Origin of the sequence: Paenibacillus spongiae (assembly GCF_024734895.1) — a bacterium.
GTDB lineage: Bacteria > Bacillota > Bacilli > Paenibacillales > Paenibacillaceae > Paenibacillus_Z > Paenibacillus_Z spongiae.
In genome coordinates this window covers 1,506,290-1,528,358 of the sequence record NZ_CP091430.1, presented here as the reverse complement: position 1 = coordinate 1,528,358, position 22,069 = coordinate 1,506,290, and the positions used below count along the sequence as shown (strand labels likewise).

Sequence of the window (22,069 nt, the reverse complement as noted above, 5' to 3'; positions counted from 1 at the left end):
GGTCAGGTTCTTGGCAAGGGACGGGCTCTGGCTGCTACCCTCCTCTCAACGAGCTTGATTACATTTAATATACTACTAATTTACGGGGATGCAACGGATAGAAGTGTACATCTTATTAACGTTTCATTATTCCCTCTTATGGATCCGATCCATACGCGTAACAGGGCCGACATTTACCAATAAAAAAAAATTCCGGTTTAGTTATTTTTTTTAGAGGAATGTTTCATTATGTGGCGAAGTATACAAAGGAATAGCTGTAAATTGTTAGAAACAAGGGAGGATTCAACATGACAATCAAAGTAGCCATTATCGGATGCGGGACGATCGCCAGGAGCGCACATATTCCGGCATACCTGAAAAATCCAAACGCAGAAATCAAATATTTCTGCGACATCAAACCGGAAGCCGCCGAGAAGGCCGTTCAGGAATTCGGCTGCGGCCAGGCTGTCGTGAATTACCGCGATATCCTGAACGACCCGGAAATCGAAGCCGTTTCGATCTGTACGCCGAATGATGGTCACGCTTCCATCGCGATCGATTTTCTAAGAGCGGGCAAGAACGTCTTGTGCGAGAAGCCGGCCGCAAGAACCTATGCCGAAGCGTTAGAAATGCAGAAGGCGCAGAACGAAACCGGTAAAGTGTTGAACATCGGCGTCGTCAACCGCTTCAACAAAGGCGTCAACATTATCAAGAACATGATTGCCAGCGGCGAGCTTGGCGAGCTGTATCATGTCTATGCCAGCTTCCGCGCACAACGGTCCATCCCGGGGCTCGGGGGCGCATTCACCACGAAATCCATCGCCGGCGGCGGCGTGCTGATCGATTGGGGCGTCCACTTCCTGGATATCGTCATGTACTGCTCCGGCGATCCGACTCCGAAGACGGTATCCGGCCAGGCGTACTGCAAGCTCGGCAAGGATATGGAGAACTACTCCTACCTGAATATGTGGGCGGGTCCTCCGAACTACGCAGGAACGTATGACGTTGATGATTTCATTACGGCGATGATTCGTACCGAAGGACCAAGTATCACGATTAACGGCGCTTGGGCGCAAAATATCGGCGTCGATGAGATGTATATCGACTTCTTGGGCGACAAGGCGGGGATCCGTCTGCAGTACGGGTCCGACTTCAAATTGTACAGCGCGCAGAACGGCGCTCTGCTGGAAACCACGCCGAAATTCAATATGGGCGATCACTTCCAGAATGAAATCGACGGCTTCCTGGCCTGCATCAAGAGCGGGGAAAAGCTGCCTTCACACATCGACACGGTCATTGTCACGGCGAAGATACTGCAGGGAATCTATGATTCGTCGGATAGCGGCAAGGAAATTACTTTCGAATAGGCTCCGGGGGCGTGAACGATATGAAGAAAATCGGTTTTATCGACTATTTTCTCGATGAATGGCATGCGGAGAAGTATCCCGAATGGATCGAGAGCGCATCGAACGGTGCGATGAAAGTGACCTATGCCTATGGCAAGAAGGATTCGGAGAATGGACTGAGCAATGCGCAGTGGTGCGCCAATAAAGGAATCGAGCTGCTCACGACGATCGAGGAGGTTGTGGAGAAGAGCGATTATCTGATCGTTCTGTCTCCGGACCATCCGGAATTCCATGAAGAGCTGGCTATGCTGGCGTTGCAATCGGGGAAACCAACCTACGTGGACAAAACGTTCGCGCCCGACCGCGCAACGGCCCTCCTTCTGTTCGAAACCGCGCAGAAGCATGGAACGCCGATGTATTCGAGCTCCGCGCTCCGGTTCGCTTCCGAATACTCCGCAGCGCCGCGGCAGGGAATCGAAACGATCTGCAGCATCGGCCCTGGACGATTCGACAACTATTCCATCCATCAGATCGAGCCGATCATCTCTCTGATGGGAAGCGACGTAAGCCGGGTGATGTACATCGGAACGCCGCATTCGCCTGCCTTGCTGATCGGGTTCGCGGATGGCCGTCAGGCGACGATCAACCATTTTGGCGGGGGCTGTCCGTTCAGCCTGACCATAAACTATGAATCCGGCGACTCGTCCATTCTTCGGCCCGAGTCGGACTTCTTCGCTTCCTTCATTAAACAGCTGGTCGCCTTCTTCGAGACTGGCGAAGTGAAAGTGGATCAAGCGGAGACCATCGCCATCATCACGATCATTGAATTCGGCTTCAAAGCCGCCAAGACGCCTTATCAGTGGATTGAGCTGCCTTCTTAGAGAAGAAAGTGGCGGGATTCATTAAGGGGAAAAACCGCCAGCGTATCCTACGCTGGCGGTTTCTTTATGCTATTGAGGGGAGCTATTATACGAGTGTCCAACCAATCTATTTGCGGCGATAACCTCTTTCACACATTGGAGTACCCTGTCTTGATCCTCTTCTGTTAGGCCCGACCCGGATGGAAGGCAGATTCCATGCCGGAAGGCACTCTCCGAGAAACTCTCTTGCTCATGGTGTGGATAGTACCTTGTATGCTCGAATAGCGGCTGGGTATGAAGCGGCTTCCAAACCGGTCGTGCTTCGATGTTTTCTTCCGTTAATGTACGCAGTAGGTCAGAAACGCTGCATCCCGCTTCTGCAGGGTTAATTGTCATCACGGTCAGCCAACGGTTCGAACGGGTGTCCGCCAGCTCAGGCATAAACTGGATGCCAGGCAGATCTGATAGCTGCTCGCAGTAGCAGTCAAATATAGCTCTTCTTGCGTTAACCCGGTCTTCTAATACCTGAAGCTGAGCCCTGCCGACCCCCGCTAGTAGATTACTCATACGGTAGTTATAGCCGAGCTCGCTGTGCTGGTAATGCGGTGCCGGATCTCTCGCCTGTGTAGCAAGAAACCGAGTTTTACGCAGTGCTTCCTCATCGTTGGATACGAGCATTCCCCCGCCGGAGGTCGTAATAATTTTATTGCCGTTGAAGGAGTAGATTCCGAACTTACCGAACGATCCGCTAGCCTTTCCTTTATAAGTCGATCCCAGCGATTCCGCGGCATCCTCGATAACGGGGATATCATAGCGGTCACATGCGGCGATAATCTCATCCATCCGGGCACTCTGACCGTATAGATTCACGACAATAACCGCCTTAGGAAGGCTCCCCTCCCGATCCGCCTCTGCCAATGCCCTTCCAAGCGCAGCAGGTGACATGTTCCAACTATCCGGCTCCGAATCAATGAAAACCGGCACCGCTCCTTCATAGAGGATCGGATTTGCGCTCGCAACGAAGGTAAGACTCGAGCAGAAGATACGGTCTCCCGGCTTCACGCCCAATAATCGTAGTGCCAAATGAATGGCCGCCGTTCCCGATGCTACAGCCGCCGCGCCATTCACGCCGGCATAGGCCGCAAGCTCATTCTCGAATGCATCCACATTCGGGCCAAGCGGAGCTATCCAGTTCGTATCGAATGCCTCATTAATATAGTCTTGCTCCCGGCCGCTCATATGCGGAGGAGACAGATATATTTTCTTCTTATCCATAGTTGGCATGACAAACGTCCTTTTCATGATTATTGTTGAAGGGGCAACTGGGGCTATATACGGAAAATAGTCTTAATTCCATATTACTTCCCCATCCGCTCCAGCTATTTAGATATCATCAGTATTCTTCCTTTAATCTCTTCAATAATTTCTTTCATTTGCAGCGTATCCGATTTCTTGCTTTTTTCATGAATATCTAACAAAATGGCTAGCAGCTGCTCTTGAGTCAGGTCAATGGCCTGGTTCATGATTCATCCCCTTCACAAAGAAGACGTCGTAAAAAAACCTCGCGGCGCACTGGCCTGCGAGGTCGGAACCATTTCTTTATATCCTTCTGGATTGTGCAGCTGCCACAACCATGAATCGACACACATCTCTTCGATGTTTCGAACAGCCTCCCAACCAAGCTCTAATTGCGCCTTGGAAGGGTCGGCATAGCATGTCGCAATATCTCCCGGTCTCCTATCCACGATAGTATAGGGGATCTTTCTCCCGGAGACCTTCTCGAACGCCTGCACAACCTCCAGCACGCTATATCCTTTCCCCGTCCCCAAATTATAGATATCCATCCCAGACTGAGACAAACGCTTTTCCAGCGCCCGCAGGTGACCCTGCGCCAGATCGACAACATGGATGTAATCCCGAACGCCCGTACCGTCTTTGGTAGGATAATCACTGCCATAGATGGTCAGCCGCTCTCTTCTCCCGACCGCTACCTGCGTAATAAACGGCATGAGATTATTAGGAACCCCGCTGGGATCCTCTCCGATTCGGCCGCTCTTATGCGCGCCGATTGGATTGAAGTAACGTAATATCGAAATGCTCCATGAAGGATCGGACGCATATAGATCTTGCAGGACCTGCTCGATCATCTGTTTCGTTCGGCCATAGGGGTTGGTCGCCCCGACAGGAAACGTCTCTGTAATGGGAACACTCCCCGGCAAGCCGTATACGGTTGCAGACGAGCTGAATACCATCCGATGGACACCATACTTTCGCATCGTCTCGCAGAGATGGAATGTACTCGTCATGTTGCTGTAATAGTAATGCATCGGCGAGCTTACCGATTCGCCTACGGCCTTCAATCCAGCCAGATGGATGACGCCCTGAAACGCGTGATTCGAAAATACGCGCTCTAGTTCATCCCGATTCAATAAATCAACGGCATAGACCGGAAACTCTCTGCCCGTAATTTCACTCACCCTTCTTAATGATTCCGGCGAGCTGTTTGAGAAGTTATCCAGGACGACAATATCATACCCTGCTTGAAGCAGCTCAACACAGGTATGGCTTCCAATATAGCCAGCCCCGCCGGTTATAAGAACAGTCATTGCTCTACCCCCTCCATCTTTCGGGATAATTTGGATCCGATCGGCAGCTTTTTTAGAAGATTCGCAATCATTCGGATTAAATACTTAAATTCTTCCGATCTATAGAAAACCGCTGCAAATACGGCATTAATGACGAGGAAACAAATGATGCTTTTCCATGCGAGAGAAAAAAATCCGTCCACCGTAATAAAACCGGATATATATTTAGCAATAAAATATGTCCCTACCCCTAATGCCGAATAGGAAGCGTAACGGATAAAATAGTGCGTTACGGGCTGTTGAAATACTTTGCGGTAAACTAGTAATGGCGTTAGCCAGAATGGCACAGCCAGTGCACTGACAAGTGATCCAATGAATACGCCTGTAATGCCCAGATAGTGAACAAGCACCAGAGAGAGCGTCACACTCACTGCGGCTTGACATAAAGGTGCAAAACGGTCTTCATGAAAGATGCCTGCCGTCGTTTTCACCGTCGTAATGGAATTTCGCATGCCTCTCTCATAAAACAGCAGCATTAAGACAAGCAGCACGCTGCCCTCCATTAGAAACTTCGATCCGATCCAAACCGTAATGAAGGGCTGGATCATAACGGCCATGAAGATCGTAAATAAGGAGTACAACCAGAAATTCAACAACATCGTTACTTTGTACACCTGATAAACCTTGGCTTTACTCTCCTTGGCAACTAAATTGCCCACGCTATGGTACATGTTATTGAAAATTTGATTTAAGAAGGTTCTGCTGATATCGATCAGCATTTTGTAATTTGAATATAATCCGACTGCCGCAAGACTGACGAAGGCCGAAATAATCAGGCTGTCTGCACCAAGAATGAAATAGGTTCCGATATTCTGCAGCACGATCGCTTTGATATTTTTAATCAGGTTCCCTTTCGTCTCCGCATCCAGCTTACCTGATGGTTTGTTTTTCAAGAAAGGATACATTCTGTTGACGATGGTGTTCAAAATAAGAGAGGTCGTAATCGTAATCATGCTGTCTATAATTAGGTACAAAATAAAGTTTTGCGTGTAGGTTAGGACGGCGATTTTCAGGCTGGTGGATATGATCTGTGATACGGAGTACACGCCTGTTACCACATAGTTCTTTTGACTAACACTCAAAAATGACTGTTTATATTGAAAGAAATAAGGCACAACGGTATTAAACAAAAATATCAAATAGATGATGTAGACGTCTTTCACACTGGTGTCTTTTACGAAATGATCCAAGAAAGGCAGAATCGATAATCCAAGCAGCAATACAACGAAGGCTATCACAATATACGCATTACGATACAGCTTCATCAGCCGGTTAATTTGTTCTTGATTGTTCTCAGCGACCGGCTTATATAAATTGTATATAATGCTCGACCCAATACCCGCTTCTGCCAGCGATAGCATTGCTAATAAGCTGGTAAAGAGTCCGTTAACCCCCAAATATTCGATCCCTAATGTACTGATGAATACGCTTCTTGAAATAAAGCTTAAGGCTGTGATTATAAGTTGATTGCCCAAACCTGCGGAAATGTTAATGAGCGAGCTCTTTACTCTCATTCAATCCCTCTTTTTTTGCCGCATATTCTTGCTTGCCGCTCTTCCTTGCAGCGTTATATCTTTGAATTAACCTGACCCCAAAGCCTTGTGTAAACGGCAGAATACCGAACTGGTTGGAGTAGACGCCGATATCCTTCGTATCGCCTTGTGAGAAATCAATGGCTCCGTTCCTTCTGGTCACCTTCATTAAATAATGAATAGCGCGTTCTGCACTTGCGGAGCACTCATCCGCAAGTGCAGGAATGGACGCCGCTTGCTGCATGAACCAGCCTACTGTAGCCGTTGAGGAAGAATCCGGAATCGACTCCTGGCGCGTTACAGTCCAGTTCCAATTCCCGCTCGGCTGCTGAAAACGGATAGCAGCCTTGGCAAACCTGCTTATGCAATGCTTCAGTTCTGATTTATATGGGTGCTCCGTTGGCAATTCGTACCACGCATCAATCAGACCAATTGCATACCATCCAAGGCCTCTTCCCCAGCCATATAAGCCCATCGGCACTTTATGATCGATCAGATAGGCATGGCAAGGGATGCCGTGATTTGTCAGCATACCGTATCGTTCATACGTCAGAATTTGCTTTATGGATAAATCGATACATGCATCTTCCTCGTATCTAAGTCCATACGCGACCAAGAACGGGCAAATAAATCCGACCGTATCTACATATCTGTAATGATTCATGGATTTTCGATATTCCACGGTTCCGTCCTCGCCAATATACTCCTTAATCATCGCCCATGTATAATCGAGCGCTTCTTTGTAACGGTCAGTTTCAACAAAGGATAACTTCATTAATGCATAAGCAAGGATTGCCCCATCAACATGCTTTGGCTTCTCCCGCCATTGACCGTTATGATCAAACGTTTTTTCCAGATACTTCACAACTGCTTGCTCTACTTTTTTATCATCGTGATGCTTCAAGTATTCAGAGGTGCCCAATAATAACGCCGCCTCTTGCCAATGCTGGATGGAAGACCGCGAATAATTGCCTCGCAGCATATCAATCACGATCAGCCTTGTATGGTCTGTTAGCTTGATTGTTGGTGTATGATTTAACCATTTAACAGCCAATTCGGTAATAGATTCCCCCCATTTCTCCTTATCGCTTGCCCGGCCTATATGGATCCTTCCGAACCAGTCCTTCCACAACGGAATAATGTCAATAATTAAGATAACAGCGACAACTGCGAGCAATATCAGTCCTGCGATTTGGATCAGGATACAATCACGTCCTAGCTAATAAATTGATAAAGTTTTTCTATCTCTGATTCCGTCCCTAAATGTTCCTTAGATAGATGATGTTCGAACGAATCCCTTAACTCTTTATCACTAATTAAACGCTTGATGCCTTCGAAAATGGATGCTGGATCTTGCTTGACGATTAGCCCGTTTTTCTCATTCTGGATTTGTGCATGAATGACGTTGAAGTCGGTCGATACGATCGGTCTCTTTAATATCTTAGCTTCTGTAATCGTCAAGCAATGACCCTCGAATAACGAGGTTTGCACATAAATGTCGCACTGCCTTATATACGGATATGGATTGTCTTTAACCCCCGTCAGAATGAAGGCAGCCTCCAGCTTACGCTCTTTGATAAGTCGCTCCAGCTTCTCCCGTTCATCGCCTTCCCCAACCACATACCACTTGATATCATAACCATCTTCAATCAACATAGCACAAGCCTCTACAGCCATCTCGAACCCTTTCTGATAGTGCAACCTTCCCACAGAAACGATTGAAATTCCTTTATGCCGCAGGTCTACTTTCCTTTGCGAAAGCCTCTTTATGACGTCAGGAGATACGATGTTATACATCAATTTAATTTTAGGTTCAAACATCGGGAATCGATCTTTGAGTACTTTGACGCACCCTTCAGAAACCGTCACAATATTATCAAGCTGCTCGAAATAGCTTCTATCGATGGAGGGGTCCATACCAAGTTGATCGTAATCGTTATGTATAAACCCGATTTTTTTAGTGGCATTCACTTTCTCAATACAAAAATAAATCGGGTTTTTTTCCAAATAACCAATTGCCGCATCATACTGCTTGGATAAACTCGGCAGCGCCTTGGACAAATACTTCCAAACTCTTTGTTCACAGCGTACTCTGTTCTTCTCGCTTCTGAATATAAATGCCGCGCACGCCCTGGCTATAGCTACATCGAACCTGCGCTTATGAACACAATCTTTGATGGCAGCCTTAATAGGCATATTAAAGTAGCTGTAATCTTGCGGTTCTTCCAAGAGGTTAACTTGTTTCGGAACATCGGCGAGAAAGATACCCTCACGGCGGAATAATAATAAATCGACAGTATAAGCGGAATAATCAATCGTATTTAATAAAGCAATAAGTGCCTTTTCCGCGCCCCCGCAATTCAAATTATTCATTACAAATAACAGATTTTTTTTCATAGCACCCATCATCCACCTATGCAAATAGACTGTTCAGCTTCGTTATTTCCTCTTCTGTTCCGAGTTTCGAACGAGATAAGTTTCCAGTAAAGCGGCTCCTCAGCGTTTCATCATTTATCAGCTTCTCAATCCCATCCGCAATCGCACACGGATTCATCTCGACAATCAGCCCATTCTCTTCGTGTTGTATCTGGTCCTTTGCTGTGCTGAAGTTGGTTACCACGATAGGTTTCTTCATAATTTTCGCTTCATCTATTGCAATGGATTTCCCTTCATATCTAGATGGTTGAACGTACAAATCAGCTTGCTTGATAAAAGGATACGGATTTGATTTCAAACCCAGCAAGTAGAATTGTTGCTCAACCCCGTATTTACGTATAAGGTCAGTTAAGGCTTCTCTCAGTTCCCCCTCTCCTATTACATACCACTTCACCTTGTATCCTCGATCTCCGAGTATTCTACAGGCTTCAATTGCCCATTCGAATCCTTTCTGATCATGTAGTCGGCCTATGGAAAGGATGACCTGTTCGCCGTTCACTCGTGAATATAAGTCCTTATCCTCTTCCTCTGCCATCTTATAAATCATATCGGGCGATACAATGTTGTACACAATATGGATCTTCTTTCGCTGCTCCGGAAATCTTGCACGTAAGATTTCCGCACATTCATCGGATACGGTAACAATATGATCTAATTGCTCAAAATATAGGTTATCGATGGCAGGATCCATACCAAACTGATCATAATCAATATGGACCCAGCCGATTTTTTTAGATGCTTCAACCTTATCTACACACAGATAAGTGGAGGTGTTCTCTAGAAAGCCAATAGCAATGTCATAATGTGTTGTCAGTCTTTCCAGAGCACGTGATAAGTGCTTCCAGCTGTATTGTTCATTAATTGGAATACTTCTTGCTCTTCGTACATTAATCGCATACATGAGCCTGTTGAATACTAGAGAAAATTTTCTTTCCTTCAGCAGCTTCAATACTGATTGAAAGAGCGGCAGCGTAAACCATTTATAGGTTTGCTGTAAAGGCAGCACTCTGACCTCAGGAGGCAAATATTCCATAAAAATCCCGTCATGATTAAACAAGAATAGCTCAACCTGATATTTGTCATAGTCCAGCTGGGATAGTAAGTTGACTAAGCTTTTCTCTCCGCCTCCAGCTGCTAAACTTGGCATAATAAAAAGCAATCGCTTTTTCATCGCGCACCTCGAATTATTTAACAAGTTCTTTTAAATAATCAACCGCTTTATAAGATAATCGCTTTATATCTGGAACTGATTCCTGCATCTTCTGCTTCAGCTCCATTTCATCCCTCACCATTTCATCAAATTTATTTTTTAATTTTTGTGAATCAGAAATCTCATCAATGCCCAGGACCAATCTCTCTTCCCCAAAAATATCTTTAGCAATCCCTTTCGACTTAACGCTGTACCCAAGTACCATCGTTGGAACTAAGCTTGAATAAGCTGCAATCGTAGCATGGGTTCGTGCTCCAATAAAAAAACGCATTCTAGCAATATATCCTTTATACTGAGTCGCATTTAAGTTGTCCGGCAGGAGGATCATTCTGCCGGTATGACGAAATTCATCATAGTACTTGTAAAGAACCTCGTAATCATTATTTCCACCCTGGGTGACATGCGGTGTTAGCGCGATGGTCATATTCGTCGTTTGCAAAATATGCTGGAGCAGCGCCCGTGCCGCTTCTTCTGATTTGTTGTTTCTCTTCCATATAAGAGGACTGTAGTTAAAACCTACTACATTTCCTTCCTGCCAGCCATCGGGTAACATCAATTCCTCTTTGACCATTGTGAATGCAGCATCCGCACACAATTTCACATTGGTTAAGCCCTTGCCTCGTAACAACTCGTATGACAGAGTTTCACGAGTAAGTATAAGATCGAACAGTTTTAAGTCCGCCAGTTTGCGTTCGGACAAATCCTCTTCTCCGATGGAACATCCCCATAAGACGAGTTTCTTCCCTTGGGCCTTTACTCGTCTGTCAATCTCATACCAACCCGGCTGTTCACCATAACAGTAATTATCACCACCTATGGATAGACATACATCCATATCTTTAATATGCTTGATCGTATTATTCTCAATTTTCCCTAAGGCATAGGATTCATCACGGAACAACTTTACCTGAAGCGATGAGATGAACCAATCATATGAATACTTAGATATGTTTCTTTTGGAGGCATCAAATACACCATCTAGTTTGGTGATAATTTTATCCGTCGCTGGATTTTCCGAAGCTAAATAGACCTTAGCTCCCGTAACTTGTTCCTTAATAATCTCAGTTGATGCACGAACGATGGCCTCGCATCCGCGATTTAAACTTCCACCATGTGCAAACATCATAATTTTCATCTCTACCATCCCCCTATTTACTGCTTCTCAATCGACTATATGCTGCCGCAAAATACAAGCCTGGCGTAAAGCGCCTTTTAATCATGCTAAACATAAATCGGTGATACATGCCTAATGATTCATAAACCTCTTTGTAGTAAATCGGCAGTGCATTTCGGACATGAGGATCGTTAATCATCCTCCGAACATACCCATACCTTTTAAAGAAACCAACCTCCGCGGTTGGTTTAAAGTACATATAGATGAAAGACATAACGCTGTTCATGAGCTTTATGGAACGAAGACTACTAATGCGATAGGGATCGATTTGAAGTGCAGCCAGCTCAGGGTTTTCTCGTTTATAGGCTTCTAGGGCCCGACCAAAGTAGTCTTTAGTCAAAATATCTCTTGTTGCACTACCAGCTACTTCTCTATAATGATAGCCCGTATAATTTATGTACTTCATGGTGTTTGCAAGACTGAAAAACCTTATATTAAATCGTTCATCCTCACCAAGGGCTACCGCATCCGGGAATTGCAAGCTGTTTTCTTGAATAACAGAATTACGGAATAATTTATTGCATACTGAATTTAAGTTTTCTTCTTTTATAAAATGGATCATAATTTCTTGCTCAATAAACGATCGATTCAGTTTGGTGTCGGTAGGAAACGTGTAAGCGACCGTAACTTTATGCCCTTCCATCTCGCTTTCAAAGTTCGATATCACCACATCGCAGTTATCCTGTTTAGCCGCGCGGTACAGCACGGCGTACATATCCGGTTCTACGGTATCATCCGCATCCACAAATCCCACATATTCTCCAAGCGAGGCAGCCAGCCCCGTATTCCTCGCCGTGCTAACCCCTTGATTGGCTTGATTGATCAGCTTGATCCGATTGTCCGCCTGCATGTAGGTCTCGATGATCGATTGGCTGTTGTCCTGCGATCCGTCATTCACGAATAGAAATTCGCAGTCCTTGAGCGTCTGATTAAGCAGCGATTCTATGCAAGGGACAAGGAATTTCTCCGAATTAAACACAGGGATGACGACACTTACTTTAATGCTCATGCGAGGGCGGTCTCCTTACTCCTGATATCCATGTCTTCTCGTTTTTCTCCATGCCCACAGAAAGGGACGCAGCGGGAAATAAAGCATATGCAGTGATTTCGGCAGCGGGAGCGTCTGCGTATCCATCGGATATGGAAATAGAAAGCTTAACAAGAACAATGACTTTTGTTGAATAGACATGAGAGCAAACAAATGCTGCTTGTGGTATCTTGCCACTTCGATGGGCAGCGGATCCGTATGTAGATTAATCAGCTGCCTGATATAGAACATCGCGTCTTGGGCCAACTTTCGTGCACGTTTTCCCTCTGCCAGCTGCTGTAATGAACTATTTAGCGGCGTATGCAGCAGCTCCGAGCACAAGAATAACGCCTGGCCTGCTGTCTGGAGGAAGTGATTGCTCCGCAAGAGCTTCATAACAAGATCGGCATCAAGCTCTTGCTGCGAGATTTGATTGATATCCAGCAGCCAGCGCAGTCTGGACCATCCGTGACGGGCTCCGTGTGAGATCAAGAATAGGAACAAATCCTCGCGGCCAAGCAGATGGACGGGCTCGGCCGAAATTGCGCTTACTCTTCTGCGTTGCCACAACTCATCGAAGCCCGGCTCCTTCGAAGGGCCCGGATTGAGACGCCAATGAATTTCGAGCTTAACCCGCTTAGCGGGATGGTAGAATGCAATATGATGATGTCTCCACTTCCAGTCATTCAAGACCGATGGCAGGTCGCCTTCCTTAACATATCCCAGCCCCGCAAGAATTCGCTCCACATGCTCCAGATCATCCAGATGCACCAGTATATCCAGATCAGAGGACGTGCGAAGGGAAAGACTCCCGTATAGATCCACTGCAACCACAGGACCCTTGAGCATAATGGAACGTATGCCTCTTTCACTTAGCTGCTTGCTCACCTGGGTCATCTCACCGCTTAGCTGCATCATTTGCAGCGTATTATTCCGGTATTCGCGGGATATCGTCTGCAGGACATAGGGCGGTATTCCCGTTAACGAGAGCTGTTTCATGCGATGATGAAGGAACGGGACGAGACGGTGATGTCTCGATAGAAGGAGAAAGTGATCCCAGTCCACATCGGCAACCTGCTCGATTTCGGATTGAATGATCCTCTCCGAACAGTCTGCTCTCATAAAGGAAAGCAGAAGCTTAAGCTCACTGGGAAGGAGCTTCAAATCAATACCATCGTATCTCATCCAAATCTCCTTCATAGTCGTTTTATCTTCTTTCAATGTGCTAGAATACTATAAAGATTATTTATTCGAATACAGCCGCTGCACAGGCAGTAGAAAGGGCGTTTCATATGGATAGAATCGTTGTAATAGGTTCCGGCGGTCATGCCAAAGTCGTGATCGATAGCTTAGAACAATCGAAGCAGTATACGATTATCGGATTAATCGATGACAATAAGACGCCCGGAACACATGTTTACGGCTACGAAGTTCTAGGAGGACTGAATTATATCCAAGACCACCGCAGTCAGATCGACGGCGGCATCATCGCGATTGGGGATAACTGTGTCCGCTCTTCAATAGCAGCGCGAATCATGAATATTCAACCGCAATTTCGTTTTATTACAAGCGTTCACCCTTCAGCATCGATTGCACGCGGTGTCACCATCGGAGAAGGAACGGTCATTATGGCTGGCGCCGTTATTAACAGCGATACCCATATTGGCAAGCATTGCATCTTAAACACGAAGTCTTCAGTCGACCATGATAGCAGCGTTGGCGACTTTGTGTCGCTTGCTCCAAATGCGACGACCGGCGGTCAGGTTAGTATCGGCCGGTATTCCGTTCTTTCGCTCGGAGCCTCTGTGATCCACGGTATAACGATTGGAGAACATTCCGTTATTGGTGCCGGCTCTACCGTACTGTCCTCCATCGACTCCTACGTCGTAGCCTATGGAACGCCAACCAGAGTTGTTCGCACACGAGAGCGCGGCGAGCGCTACCTGTAGCGATCAAATCAAGCATCGTAATGACGGTCGTTCCCGCGAAAAGGCGGCATCGTCGCATGGTTCGCATTGCTGATTCCTGCCGGACGCACAATTCTCATGAACGTTAACAGCAGTATTCGCAAATCAAGCCGCAAGCTTTGATGCTCGGCATACCAGACATCCAGCTTGAACTTCTCTTCCCACGTAATCGCATTTCGTCCGTTTACCTGCGCCCAGCCGGTTATGCCTGGCTTGACACGATGGCGCTTGGCTTGCTCGGTCGAATACAAGGGAAGATACTCCATCAAGAGCGGCCTCGGTCCGACGAGGCTAATCTCGCCCTTCAATACATTAAGGAGCTGCGGCAGTTCATCCAAGCTGTATTTCCTCAGGAAGACGCCGAAGCTCGTTAGCCGCAAATAGTCGGATAACAGCACGCCGTCACCGTCTTTGGCGTCTGTCATGGAACGAAACTTCAATAGGATGAACGGCTTTCCGTTAAGCCCCGGACGCTCCTGCTTGAACAGGACGGGTTTTCCGAGCTTGATGCGGACTAAGATGACCGTTATCAGCATCACGGGCGATAGCAGGATGAGCAGTAGAATGGCGGCTGACAGATCAATTAGCCTTTTCATAATACGCCTCTTCCCCTTCAATCAGCTGATAGAACCTGGCAAGCTCCTGTTGATGGCGGCTGCCGGAGTGGAACAGCCGCTTGGTGAACCCTTCCCGGAGCTCCTTATTCGCAATCAGCCTCATAATACCTTCTGCGATACCTTCTGGACTGACCGGCACGATGATCCCGGTTTCTCCGTCCTGGATCTGATGTCGGAACGACGGGATATCGGTCACGACTACAGGCCTGCATAAAGCCAGCGCTTCCTCTACCGCAATGCAATGAGCTTCCGTCTTGGAGGGCTGAATATAGATGTCGGAGGCGTTCATATACGGATAAGGGTTCGCTTGTTCGCCAAACAGCAGGAAGCGGCCCTCCAGCTGCAGCTCCTCGGCCCGCATAGTAAGCTCACTGCGCAGCGCTCCGTCTCCAATGATTTGCCAGCGTATATTAGCGCCTTGCTTGACCAAGAGTGCGCATGCCTCAAGGGCAAGCATGACCCCTTTCTCATCCCCTAAGCGCGCTACCGTCGTCAATGTTATGCCCACAAAGCGGCAATCGTCGGCCTTCTCTTGAGCCAGCCGCCGGACAGCATCCACAGAAACCCGGTTGCGAATGACCCTCATCTTGGGAGCATATTCCGGAAAATATCTCTCCAGGGACAGCTTCGCCGAATCCGCTACGGTGACTATGTAATCGCACTTGGCGAAGCTCTTGCGCTCCATCCTCGGACAAGGCCACCCTTGCTGCTCACTGTAGCCGTAGTCCATATGGTTGTAGAGAATTTTCTTGCGGGCGCGAACCTTCTCGGCTACGTAGTAGTTGCAATGGAAGTCAAGATAGCTTATTGCAACATCATACTGACCGCTGAGCGAACGAAGCGCATGACGGTAGATCGCCCATCGGATCCCGACCCCTTTTCCCTTCGAGAATCCAGCGAGCACCGATGCTAATATTCTTCCTGCCAGCAGGCGGAACCGCCCTTTCTTCATAAGAATCGGAATCGCCTTCGACAAGGGCACGGTGAACGTATCGAACAATGGCGGAAGGATATTAACCATAGGCGGCACCTGCTCGAAGAGCGCTCCACTATGGTCGAACAAAAGTAAGTCGACCTCGTATTTATCGTAATTCAACTCGGAGAGCAAGGTCAGAAGACTTTTCTCGGCGCCGCCAGTGTGAAGATATTGGGTAACGAACAACAACCGTTTCTTCAACGTCAACTTCCTTTCTTAGCCTCTCATCTTGACCGCGTCACGGAGCTTGGCGATCATCTTCGGCCCTACGAACCGGCTCAGCATTCGCTTCACTTCGCTCCGGTAGCGGACATGGGCAGGCAGCCAAGACTTAGCGAAATGATGAATGGCATAACTTTCATCTGTTATATAATTCGCACCATTGATGTAATCATAGGGGCAAAAGGTTGTTCTCGGATAAAATACGACTCCGTTATGAAGCTCCTGATATTGTCCGTTCGGTATGAAGCCGTTCGCTGCGCAGTGATTCGTAATAATGCTTGTATTGGTTGTCATATCAAACGCCCCATCCGGCTGAATAAACGTTTTATCCGAATAGTATTCCAGCAGCTCTTTAATCCATATATGCCCCTTGATGGATGCCATAAGCCCGGTAGGCACGTGCTTATCATCTTCGAAGCCGGAGAAAGCTTCATGATGAAGAAAAACGTCCAGCGGCTTTAATACTTCCACATCCGTATCCATGTAGATCCCGCCATGATGGTACAGGGCATACAGCCTTACATAATCGCTGACGAAAGCGAATTTTCGCGCCTCATAGGCCTGCTTCACATAGCTGTTGGAGTTTACGTCGAAATTATCCTCATTCCACTCGATGAACTGATAGTCGCCCAAATGGCGCTGCCAGCTTTTCATGCATTTCTTGATCTTTGGCGACTTTTCCCCACGGCCGAACCATATATAATGAATAATTCGAGGGATTTTCTCCATTCGTTTCTTCTTACCCCCTATGCTTATCCGATATTTCATATCACCACGTGATATAGTCACTCTTATATAAAATTCCTAACGAAATTACCTGCTCGTAGTAAAAATAAGCCAAGTAGCAGAGTAGCAATCCTAAGTAGATTAGTTTTCGATCCTTCTTCACAAATAAATGGACTAACCATGATATAAGGATGAGGTTATACAGCCCAAAATATATATTAAATCTAGCGAATATCCAATTTTGAGTAGCAATTATGATGAAGACACAGCTCAATAGAGAGAGATTTACGATATAATCGCTATTTGGCCACAACTCACGTAATCTATGTCTTCCTAAATATGCAATAACGACCGGCGCTCCATTAACAATGACCCGAATAAAACTGGCACCGCCTTCGGCAAAATCCTTATAACCACTGTAGTGGGTATCATCGATCGCTCTGAAGATGACATCGGAAAATTGCTGGAAGCCGAATGTAAGAATGACCGCCATACCAAGCATCAAGAAAGTCATCTTGGTCCATGCTTCTCTTCGTACGATGAAATAAATCGGAATTAATATAAGCGCGGTATTATGGAAAGTGGAAGCAATCAGTACTATAAGAAAATACTTCTTCCAATCCCCATTCAAAATATATTTGGTTGCAAGAAATACAATAGAAGCGGCCAAACATTGACGTATTCCATTCATGGAAATTGTGAACATACCCGAAGCAATATAGACGTATAGACTAACCTCGATCATTCGAGAATATTGACGCAATACGAGAACAATGAATATATTCGTAAACAATGCCGTCGTAAAGATTAACAGTTGGGGGTCATCTGAGATGAAATGAAGCAGTGCCTGCAGGAAGTTAAACCCAAAATCGCCTTCCAGTTGAATCTGATTCAACCGAAAATCCCCTGTTGAGTAGCTATGCATGTAATAATACGTATCTCCGATATTCTTTCTTAATCCGGCTACCAGAACCAACGATGCCATAATGCCTAAGGTGAGTAATCTACTTGAACGAATATATGTAGGCCCCAAATAAACCGGAGTTGAAAAATATCTTGATAATACTGACAGCATAAAAACTACTGCTAACATGAGCCATATTACGGTCATTGTTTTTCTCCTTCATGGTACTGATTAGCTTTTTAACGTCGTAGACCTCCGTGTATTCTGTATATATAAATACAGCAGCATCCCTAGGGGGGAAGCTGCCAAAGTGGCCAGCTTACATGGCGACTCCAGCAAAAATCGATAATTGCGACTCATTAGACTGCTTGCCACGTAATGAACGGATTCACGAAGGCGTTTCTTAGAAGTAGGGGCATATTTCATCGCGACCTTCCGGAAGAACGTAAATCCCCTCGGGTTGTTCTTATACTGCTTGATAATATTCATGCTCGATCCATCTGGTAAATACTCCACAATACACAGTACATCATTCATAATGAGCAAAGGATGTTGTTGGTCAATAAGAATATATTTGTACGACAACGGGCAATATTTCTCACCAGGGAAAATAGGATAAGGCGGGCATTGCCGGGTCAGCTCCGATCGATAAACAAGCTTCTTGTCTCCCTTCACCTTGTGCTTCTCATATAGGTCCGAGAGAGTAGATTCTTTACAATTCCCCGGCATCCTCGTACCGATAATCCGGCCATCCGGAGAAGCATCAAGGCCTACGATTCCAGCTGCCTTCTCAGTGCCATACTGTTTCCAGAAATTTATTATTTTTTCAACGGCATCATCGGACATATAGTCATCGGAATCTATGCATACATTAAGCTCAGTGTCCACTAGCTCATATGCTGTATTATGTGCACCGTGCATGCCTTGGTTTTCCTGGAAGTGATAACGAATTGAAAGAAGTCCTTCCGCTATCCATCCTTCGACTAACTCCTTTGTATTATCACTTGAGCCGTCGTCGATAATCAGCCAGATAAATTCTTTACAGCTCTGACGAATTAAGCTTTCATAGCATTGATGAAGGATATAGGCCCGGTTAAACGTCGGTGTAAAGACGGTCAGCATCGGCTTCACTTCTGAACCTCCTGAATATTAGGCATGCTTATTATAATAATTCACCAACCATTGTGTTGCCGTTGCTGTATCATAGCCACTCGCGGCTAATTGCATAGATGTATCTATATGATGATTCGTCGAGGCAAGTATTCGCTCCGCCCACTCTTCCGGACTTTGTTTAAGGCCGACGAACTCGACTCGACCTGTTACATCCGCCTCCCTTGTAATCGTATCGGATACGACACTCATTAGACCTGCGGCCTGGGCCTCTACCAGAACGACGGGCAGCCCTTCAAACAAGGATGGCAGTAGAAAAATATCGAAGCCCTGCAGCAATCGTGCAATATCTTTACGAACGCCGAGAAATTTGACATGATCAGTTAAACCTAGCTTAGCTGCTTTCTTTTCCATCGTCGCTCTTAATTGACCTTCACCAACGAGTACAAGTACGGATTTCGGGTTTTTCATATGAACGGCTTTGAATATATCCAGCAGAAAAGTATGGTTTTTCTGTTTATAGAACCGACCGATATGACCCATAACAAAGCGGCCCTCCACACCGAGCTCTGCTTGAATCTCTTCTCGAATTGATTCATTATATTGAAAGTCCTCTACATTCACAGCATTGTTAAGAATCGTGACGTTCTGTGAATGCCCGAATAACCATTTCCCCGCATTTTTGGAACAAGCAAAGTAATGATTAGGATGTCCGCTCATGTTCATTCTTGCGTAAATCCGAAAGGGTAGCTTCATATCCAACCGATTATCACTTAGGTGGCTATGCGCAATTCGGCATGGAATGCCCGCCTTTTTTGCCGCACGGAGAACAAAACCGCTATTCTCATTAATGTGGGAATGAACAACCTGATAGTCAGGATGGTCAATAAAAAACGCATCAAGCTTGCCAAAGTAGTTGCGGTATTGGCCTGGACGAATGGCTGGCATCCGATAGATCTTTCCCCCGAGACGTTCAATTTCGTCATCGTAATGACCTCTTTCATTGCGATGCACCATAAAGTCAAATTGAACCTGACTTCGATCTATCTTTCGATAATAGTTCATTAACATCGTCTCTAATCCGCCGCGATTCATAATTGTGACTACCTGCAGTACGCGAATAGGCTTCAGAAAACCACCTCCTATCTCTTCATCTTTCTGAGTCGATCAACTGCCAGCAGCAGCATGTAAAGTCCCAATGAAAACCTATTTTTGGCACATAAAAAAAAAGCCTTCCACACCATCGGGCATGAGGAAGTTTCAAATTGGGACAATGAACCTCTTATACGTGGATGATTGAGAACCGTCTGAATGTCGCTGACCTTTCGATACATAGAAGACTTCTTCGTGATCGTATTCAGACCAAGTCCGAGCGTATTAAGTGAAATTCGATTGGATAAAGCCAGCTGAAAGGAACTGGGCATCATCTTCTCTTTCAGAAAGCTCTCAATTAACGTATAGAGAACGAGAAATTGATTCATCAGATTCGGATTATGCCGTGAGGTTATTGAACCGGTATTTGCCTTCCAATAGTGATAATACGGCTTGTTCATGAATACAAACGATGTTGCATAATAAAAAGCATGGATATTAAATAGTGAATCTTCATTGCTCCCGATGAGATGCAAATCGACGAATGTTATTTCATTATTCTTAATGATCTCTGCTCGAAATATTTTAGACCATACCGTTCCCCATGCATCCAGAAGCTCTGGGTTCGCAACTTCATCGTTTATTGGACCGACGAGTCGTCTTACCATTTCATTTCGAACTTCTTCTCCCCGATAGCATACTAGATCAGCTACCGGATATTTCTTTTCTATGGCGTGGCTGCCGAACTCGCGAATATAAGAACACATTACGATATCAACCTCATGGCGGATGGCTTCCTTGTACATATCTTCATACATGGTAGTATCTATCCAATCATCCGGATCTACAAAACCGATAAATTCCCCTTCAGCCGCCCGGATACCTGCATTTCGTGCGGAGGACACACCGCCATTTTCCTGGTGAATAACGATTATACGATCATCATTCTCGGCGAATTGGCGAACGATTTGCAGGCTGCTGTCTGTCGATCCATCGTTTACTGCAATAATTTGAATATCATCCATACTTTGCGAGGTCAGACTCGTCAAACATCTGTGAAGATAGGACTCCATATTAAATATAGGCACGATTATACTGATTCTTGGTTTCATCCTCTTCCTCCGACATATAACTGGTATAAATGTCCCCTAGTTGTACGGTTACTTGTGCAAGAGAATAATTCATTGCCCGCTGCATACTTTCATTCCCCATACGCTCCCGCAGAAGCTGCGAGCTGCACAGCTGTTCGATCCGGCCTGCGAAAGCCTCAACATCTCCCGGAGAGACAATAAACCCATTGCCTTGATCCGCCACCAGCTCGGAATGCCCTCGATTCGCCGTCGCAACGATCGGCAGCCCGCAGGCCATCGCCTCCATAATATTGACAGGCAAGCCTTCACGAAGACTCGAGGCTACGGCAGCATCGCACATCGGCAGCAGGGCTTCGATATCGTTACGATAGCCTAAGAAATGAACCCGCTCGCCAATGCCAAGTTTGTCGGCCAGCAACCGGCATTCATCAACCAGACTCCCCTCACCTGCAAGCAGGAGCTTACTGTGAGGAACCTTATCTTTAATAGAGGCAAGCGCGCGAATCAGAAGCTGCTGATTCTTATTCTTATTAAATTCACCGGCGAAGAACAGCAGGAAATCGTCGGGGCTATAACCAAGCTGCTCTCTTCGTTCGCTTTTCTCCTTGGCGCCAATAGGCCGGTAACGCTCCAGATTCACCCCGACCCCACTCACCTGTTCGATCCGTCCGGCTTTGAAACGGCGCTGCTGCGCTAATGAATAATCTTCCGAATTAATTGTGATCAGACAGTCCGTCAGATAAGCCAAGCTTTTCTCGATCGGATAATAGACCAGCCAATTCAGCAGCGGCGCCCCCTTGCAGAAATGAAACCCATGGGCCGTATAGATGACCTTCGTTCCCCGCTGTCTTGCTTTACGTGCCGACAATCTGGCAAGAACGCCGCCCATCGGAGTATGGCAGTGTATCAAATCGAAGCTGTGGCCGTTTACGATCGCAGCCAGCTGCCGGTAAGCGGTCACGTTGGCCAGCGAGAAGGGCGAGCGATGAATGGCAATGCGATGCTTGACATCTACATAGGGCAGTTCCATATCGCCGTTTGAAACAACATGAACCTCCCAGCCTTGGTTCTGAAACCACTGCAGATAAGGGAGATGAAATTTCTGAAAGTGAATATCGACCGTCGCGCAAAATAGAACTTTAGGCATCCTCCGCA

At 46.3% G+C, this 22,069-nt stretch carries 21 protein-coding genes; 3 read left to right on the top strand and 18 right to left on the bottom strand.

Annotation, left to right across the window (positions count from 1 at the left end):
• Nucleotides 1-287: 287 nt before the first annotated feature.
• Together L1F29_RS06915 and L1F29_RS06910 are read left to right on the top strand one after the other, a co-directional pair.
• The gene (locus L1F29_RS06915; protein ID WP_258387602.1) at nucleotides 288-1,346 is read left to right on the top strand and encodes a Gfo/Idh/MocA family protein; all 1,059 of its coding nucleotides are present in this window, start codon (nucleotides 288-290) and stop codon (nucleotides 1,344-1,346) included.
• A 20-nt stretch (nucleotides 1,347-1,366) separates the two neighbouring features.
• Entirely contained in the window at nucleotides 1,367-2,206 is an 840-nt protein-coding gene (locus tag L1F29_RS06910) for a Gfo/Idh/MocA family oxidoreductase (RefSeq protein ID WP_258387601.1), read from the top strand.
• Nucleotides 2,207-2,275: 69 nt separating this feature from the next.
• Here the strand turns inward: L1F29_RS06910 and L1F29_RS06905 are convergent, their stop codons facing one another.
• The 10 genes from L1F29_RS06905 to L1F29_RS06860 all read right to left on the bottom strand — a co-directional run bounded on the left by L1F29_RS06905 (nucleotide 2,276) and on the right by L1F29_RS06860 (nucleotide 13,394).
• On the bottom strand, nucleotides 2,276-3,469 hold the full coding sequence (locus L1F29_RS06905; protein ID WP_309252383.1) for a DegT/DnrJ/EryC1/StrS family aminotransferase: 1,194 nt from the start codon (nucleotides 3,467-3,469) through the stop codon (nucleotides 2,276-2,278).
• 95 nt (nucleotides 3,470-3,564) lie between these two features.
• Nucleotides 3,565-3,708, bottom strand: coding sequence for a YwzD family small protein (locus tag L1F29_RS06900; protein ID WP_258387600.1), 144 nt, complete (start codon nucleotides 3,706-3,708; stop codon nucleotides 3,565-3,567).
• Between the two features lie 12 nt (nucleotides 3,709-3,720).
• A complete protein-coding gene (gene galE / locus L1F29_RS06895; RefSeq protein ID WP_258387599.1) occupies nucleotides 3,721-4,791 on the bottom strand; it encodes a UDP-glucose 4-epimerase GalE in 1,071 nt (356 codons plus the stop codon).
• Nucleotides 4,788-6,344, bottom strand: coding sequence for a lipopolysaccharide biosynthesis protein (locus L1F29_RS06890; RefSeq protein WP_258387598.1), 1,557 nt, complete (start codon nucleotides 6,342-6,344; stop codon nucleotides 4,788-4,790). The genes galE and L1F29_RS06890 overlap by 4 nt, the downstream gene beginning before the upstream one ends.
• Nucleotides 6,319-7,566 carry a glycoside hydrolase family 88 protein gene (locus tag L1F29_RS06885; protein WP_309252410.1) on the bottom strand — a complete coding sequence of 416 codons (1,248 nt, stop codon included), beginning with the start codon at nucleotides 7,564-7,566 and terminating at the stop codon, nucleotides 6,319-6,321. Before L1F29_RS06885 ends, L1F29_RS06890 begins: the two co-directional genes overlap by 26 nt.
• An 11-nt stretch (nucleotides 7,567-7,577) precedes the next feature.
• Entirely contained in the window at nucleotides 7,578-8,759 is a 1,182-nt protein-coding gene (locus L1F29_RS06880; RefSeq protein ID WP_258387596.1) for a glycosyltransferase, read from the bottom strand.
• A gap of 16 nt (nucleotides 8,760-8,775) precedes the next feature.
• Complete coding sequence (locus tag L1F29_RS06875; protein WP_258387595.1) at nucleotides 8,776-9,969, bottom strand: glycosyltransferase; 1,194 nt, start codon at nucleotides 9,967-9,969, stop codon at nucleotides 8,776-8,778.
• A gap of 13 nt (nucleotides 9,970-9,982) precedes the next feature.
• The gene (locus L1F29_RS06870) at nucleotides 9,983-11,143 is read right to left on the bottom strand and encodes a polysaccharide pyruvyl transferase family protein (RefSeq protein WP_258387594.1); all 1,161 of its coding nucleotides are present in this window, start codon (nucleotides 11,141-11,143) and stop codon (nucleotides 9,983-9,985) included.
• 13 nt (nucleotides 11,144-11,156) lie between these two features.
• Nucleotides 11,157-12,191, bottom strand: a complete 1,035-nt coding sequence (locus L1F29_RS06865; protein WP_258387593.1) for a glycosyltransferase family 2 protein — start codon at nucleotides 12,189-12,191, stop codon at nucleotides 11,157-11,159.
• Between the two features lie 15 nt (nucleotides 12,192-12,206).
• Nucleotides 12,207-13,394 carry a nucleotidyltransferase domain-containing protein gene (locus L1F29_RS06860; RefSeq protein WP_258387592.1) on the bottom strand — a complete coding sequence of 396 codons (1,188 nt, stop codon included), beginning with the start codon at nucleotides 13,392-13,394 and terminating at the stop codon, nucleotides 12,207-12,209.
• Between the two features lie 107 nt (nucleotides 13,395-13,501).
• Here L1F29_RS06860 and L1F29_RS06855 point away from each other — a divergent pair, with 107 nt between their 5' ends.
• Nucleotides 13,502-14,158, top strand: a complete 657-nt coding sequence (locus L1F29_RS06855) for an acetyltransferase (protein ID WP_258387591.1) — start codon at nucleotides 13,502-13,504, stop codon at nucleotides 14,156-14,158.
• Nucleotides 14,159-14,166: 8 nt separating this feature from the next.
• Here L1F29_RS06855 and L1F29_RS06850 read toward each other — a convergent pair whose 3' ends face one another.
• From L1F29_RS06850 to L1F29_RS06815, 8 genes are read right to left on the bottom strand one after another with little or no spacing between them, the layout of a single operon-like run.
• On the bottom strand, nucleotides 14,167-14,772 hold the full coding sequence (locus tag L1F29_RS06850) for a sugar transferase (protein WP_258387590.1): 606 nt from the start codon (nucleotides 14,770-14,772) through the stop codon (nucleotides 14,167-14,169).
• Nucleotides 14,756-15,970: a glycosyltransferase gene (locus tag L1F29_RS06845; protein ID WP_258387589.1), complete on the bottom strand. Its 1,215-nt coding sequence runs from the start codon at nucleotides 15,968-15,970 to the stop codon at nucleotides 14,756-14,758. Before L1F29_RS06845 ends, L1F29_RS06850 begins: the two co-directional genes overlap by 17 nt.
• Before the next feature lie 15 nt (nucleotides 15,971-15,985).
• The gene (locus L1F29_RS06840) at nucleotides 15,986-16,720 is read right to left on the bottom strand and encodes a glycosyltransferase family 32 protein (protein ID WP_258387588.1); all 735 of its coding nucleotides are present in this window, start codon (nucleotides 16,718-16,720) and stop codon (nucleotides 15,986-15,988) included.
• A gap of 40 nt (nucleotides 16,721-16,760) precedes the next feature.
• Nucleotides 16,761-17,828, bottom strand: coding sequence for an EpsG family protein (locus tag L1F29_RS06835; protein WP_258387587.1), 1,068 nt, complete (start codon nucleotides 17,826-17,828; stop codon nucleotides 16,761-16,763).
• Nucleotides 17,829-17,852: 24 nt separating this feature from the next.
• The gene (locus tag L1F29_RS06830; protein WP_258387586.1) at nucleotides 17,853-18,752 is read right to left on the bottom strand and encodes a glycosyltransferase family 2 protein; all 900 of its coding nucleotides are present in this window, start codon (nucleotides 18,750-18,752) and stop codon (nucleotides 17,853-17,855) included.
• A gap of 18 nt (nucleotides 18,753-18,770) precedes the next feature.
• Entirely contained in the window at nucleotides 18,771-19,826 is a 1,056-nt protein-coding gene (locus L1F29_RS06825) for a glycosyltransferase family 1 protein (RefSeq protein ID WP_258387585.1), read from the bottom strand.
• Between the two features lie 47 nt (nucleotides 19,827-19,873).
• Nucleotides 19,874-20,935, bottom strand: coding sequence for a glycosyltransferase family 2 protein (locus tag L1F29_RS06820; RefSeq protein ID WP_258387584.1), 1,062 nt, complete (start codon nucleotides 20,933-20,935; stop codon nucleotides 19,874-19,876).
• Nucleotides 20,898-22,061 carry a glycosyltransferase family 4 protein gene (locus L1F29_RS06815; protein WP_258387583.1) on the bottom strand — a complete coding sequence of 388 codons (1,164 nt, stop codon included), beginning with the start codon at nucleotides 22,059-22,061 and terminating at the stop codon, nucleotides 20,898-20,900. The genes L1F29_RS06820 and L1F29_RS06815 overlap by 38 nt, the downstream gene beginning before the upstream one ends.
• Between the last annotated feature and the right edge of the window lie 8 nt (nucleotides 22,062-22,069).

Bases quoted from the DNA above. Each gene is read 5' to 3' on its own strand.
- galE (WP_258387599.1), bottom strand. From the start codon at position 4,791: ATGACTGTTCTTATAACCGGCGGGGCTGGCTATATTGGAAGCCATACC.
- L1F29_RS06910 (WP_258387601.1), top strand. From the start codon at position 1,367: ATGAAGAAAATCGGTTTTATCGACTATTTTCTCGATGAATGGCATGCG.
- L1F29_RS06905 (WP_309252383.1), bottom strand. From the start codon at position 3,469: ATGCCAACTATGGATAAGAAGAAAATATATCTGTCTCCTCCGCATATG.
- L1F29_RS06890 (WP_258387598.1), bottom strand. From the start codon at position 6,344: ATGAGAGTAAAGAGCTCGCTCATTAACATTTCCGCAGGTTTGGGCAAT.
- L1F29_RS06860 (WP_258387592.1), bottom strand. From the start codon at position 13,394: ATGAGATACGATGGTATTGATTTGAAGCTCCTTCCCAGTGAGCTTAAG.
- L1F29_RS06820 (WP_258387584.1), bottom strand. From the start codon at position 20,935: ATGAAACCAAGAATCAGTATAATCGTGCCTATATTTAATATGGAGTCC.
- L1F29_RS06850 (WP_258387590.1), bottom strand. From the start codon at position 14,772: ATGAAAAGGCTAATTGATCTGTCAGCCGCCATTCTACTGCTCATCCTG.
- L1F29_RS06840 (WP_258387588.1), bottom strand. From the start codon at position 16,720: ATGGAGAAAATCCCTCGAATTATTCATTATATATGGTTCGGCCGTGGG.
- L1F29_RS06815 (WP_258387583.1), bottom strand. From the start codon at position 22,061: ATGCCTAAAGTTCTATTTTGCGCGACGGTCGATATTCACTTTCAGAAA.
- L1F29_RS06855 (WP_258387591.1), top strand. From the start codon at position 13,502: ATGGATAGAATCGTTGTAATAGGTTCCGGCGGTCATGCCAAAGTCGTG.
- L1F29_RS06835 (WP_258387587.1), bottom strand. From the start codon at position 17,828: ATGACCGTAATATGGCTCATGTTAGCAGTAGTTTTTATGCTGTCAGTA.
- L1F29_RS06870 (WP_258387594.1), bottom strand. From the start codon at position 11,143: ATGAAAATTATGATGTTTGCACATGGTGGAAGTTTAAATCGCGGATGC.
- L1F29_RS06825 (WP_258387585.1), bottom strand. From the start codon at position 19,826: ATGAATCGCGGCGGATTAGAGACGATGTTAATGAACTATTATCGAAAG.
- L1F29_RS06875 (WP_258387595.1), bottom strand. From the start codon at position 9,969: ATGAAAAAGCGATTGCTTTTTATTATGCCAAGTTTAGCAGCTGGAGGC.
- L1F29_RS06915 (WP_258387602.1), top strand. From the start codon at position 288: ATGACAATCAAAGTAGCCATTATCGGATGCGGGACGATCGCCAGGAGC.
- L1F29_RS06880 (WP_258387596.1), bottom strand. From the start codon at position 8,759: ATGAAAAAAAATCTGTTATTTGTAATGAATAATTTGAATTGCGGGGGC.
- L1F29_RS06900 (WP_258387600.1), bottom strand. From the start codon at position 3,708: ATGAACCAGGCCATTGACCTGACTCAAGAGCAGCTGCTAGCCATTTTG.
- L1F29_RS06865 (WP_258387593.1), bottom strand. From the start codon at position 12,191: ATGAGCATTAAAGTAAGTGTCGTCATCCCTGTGTTTAATTCGGAGAAA.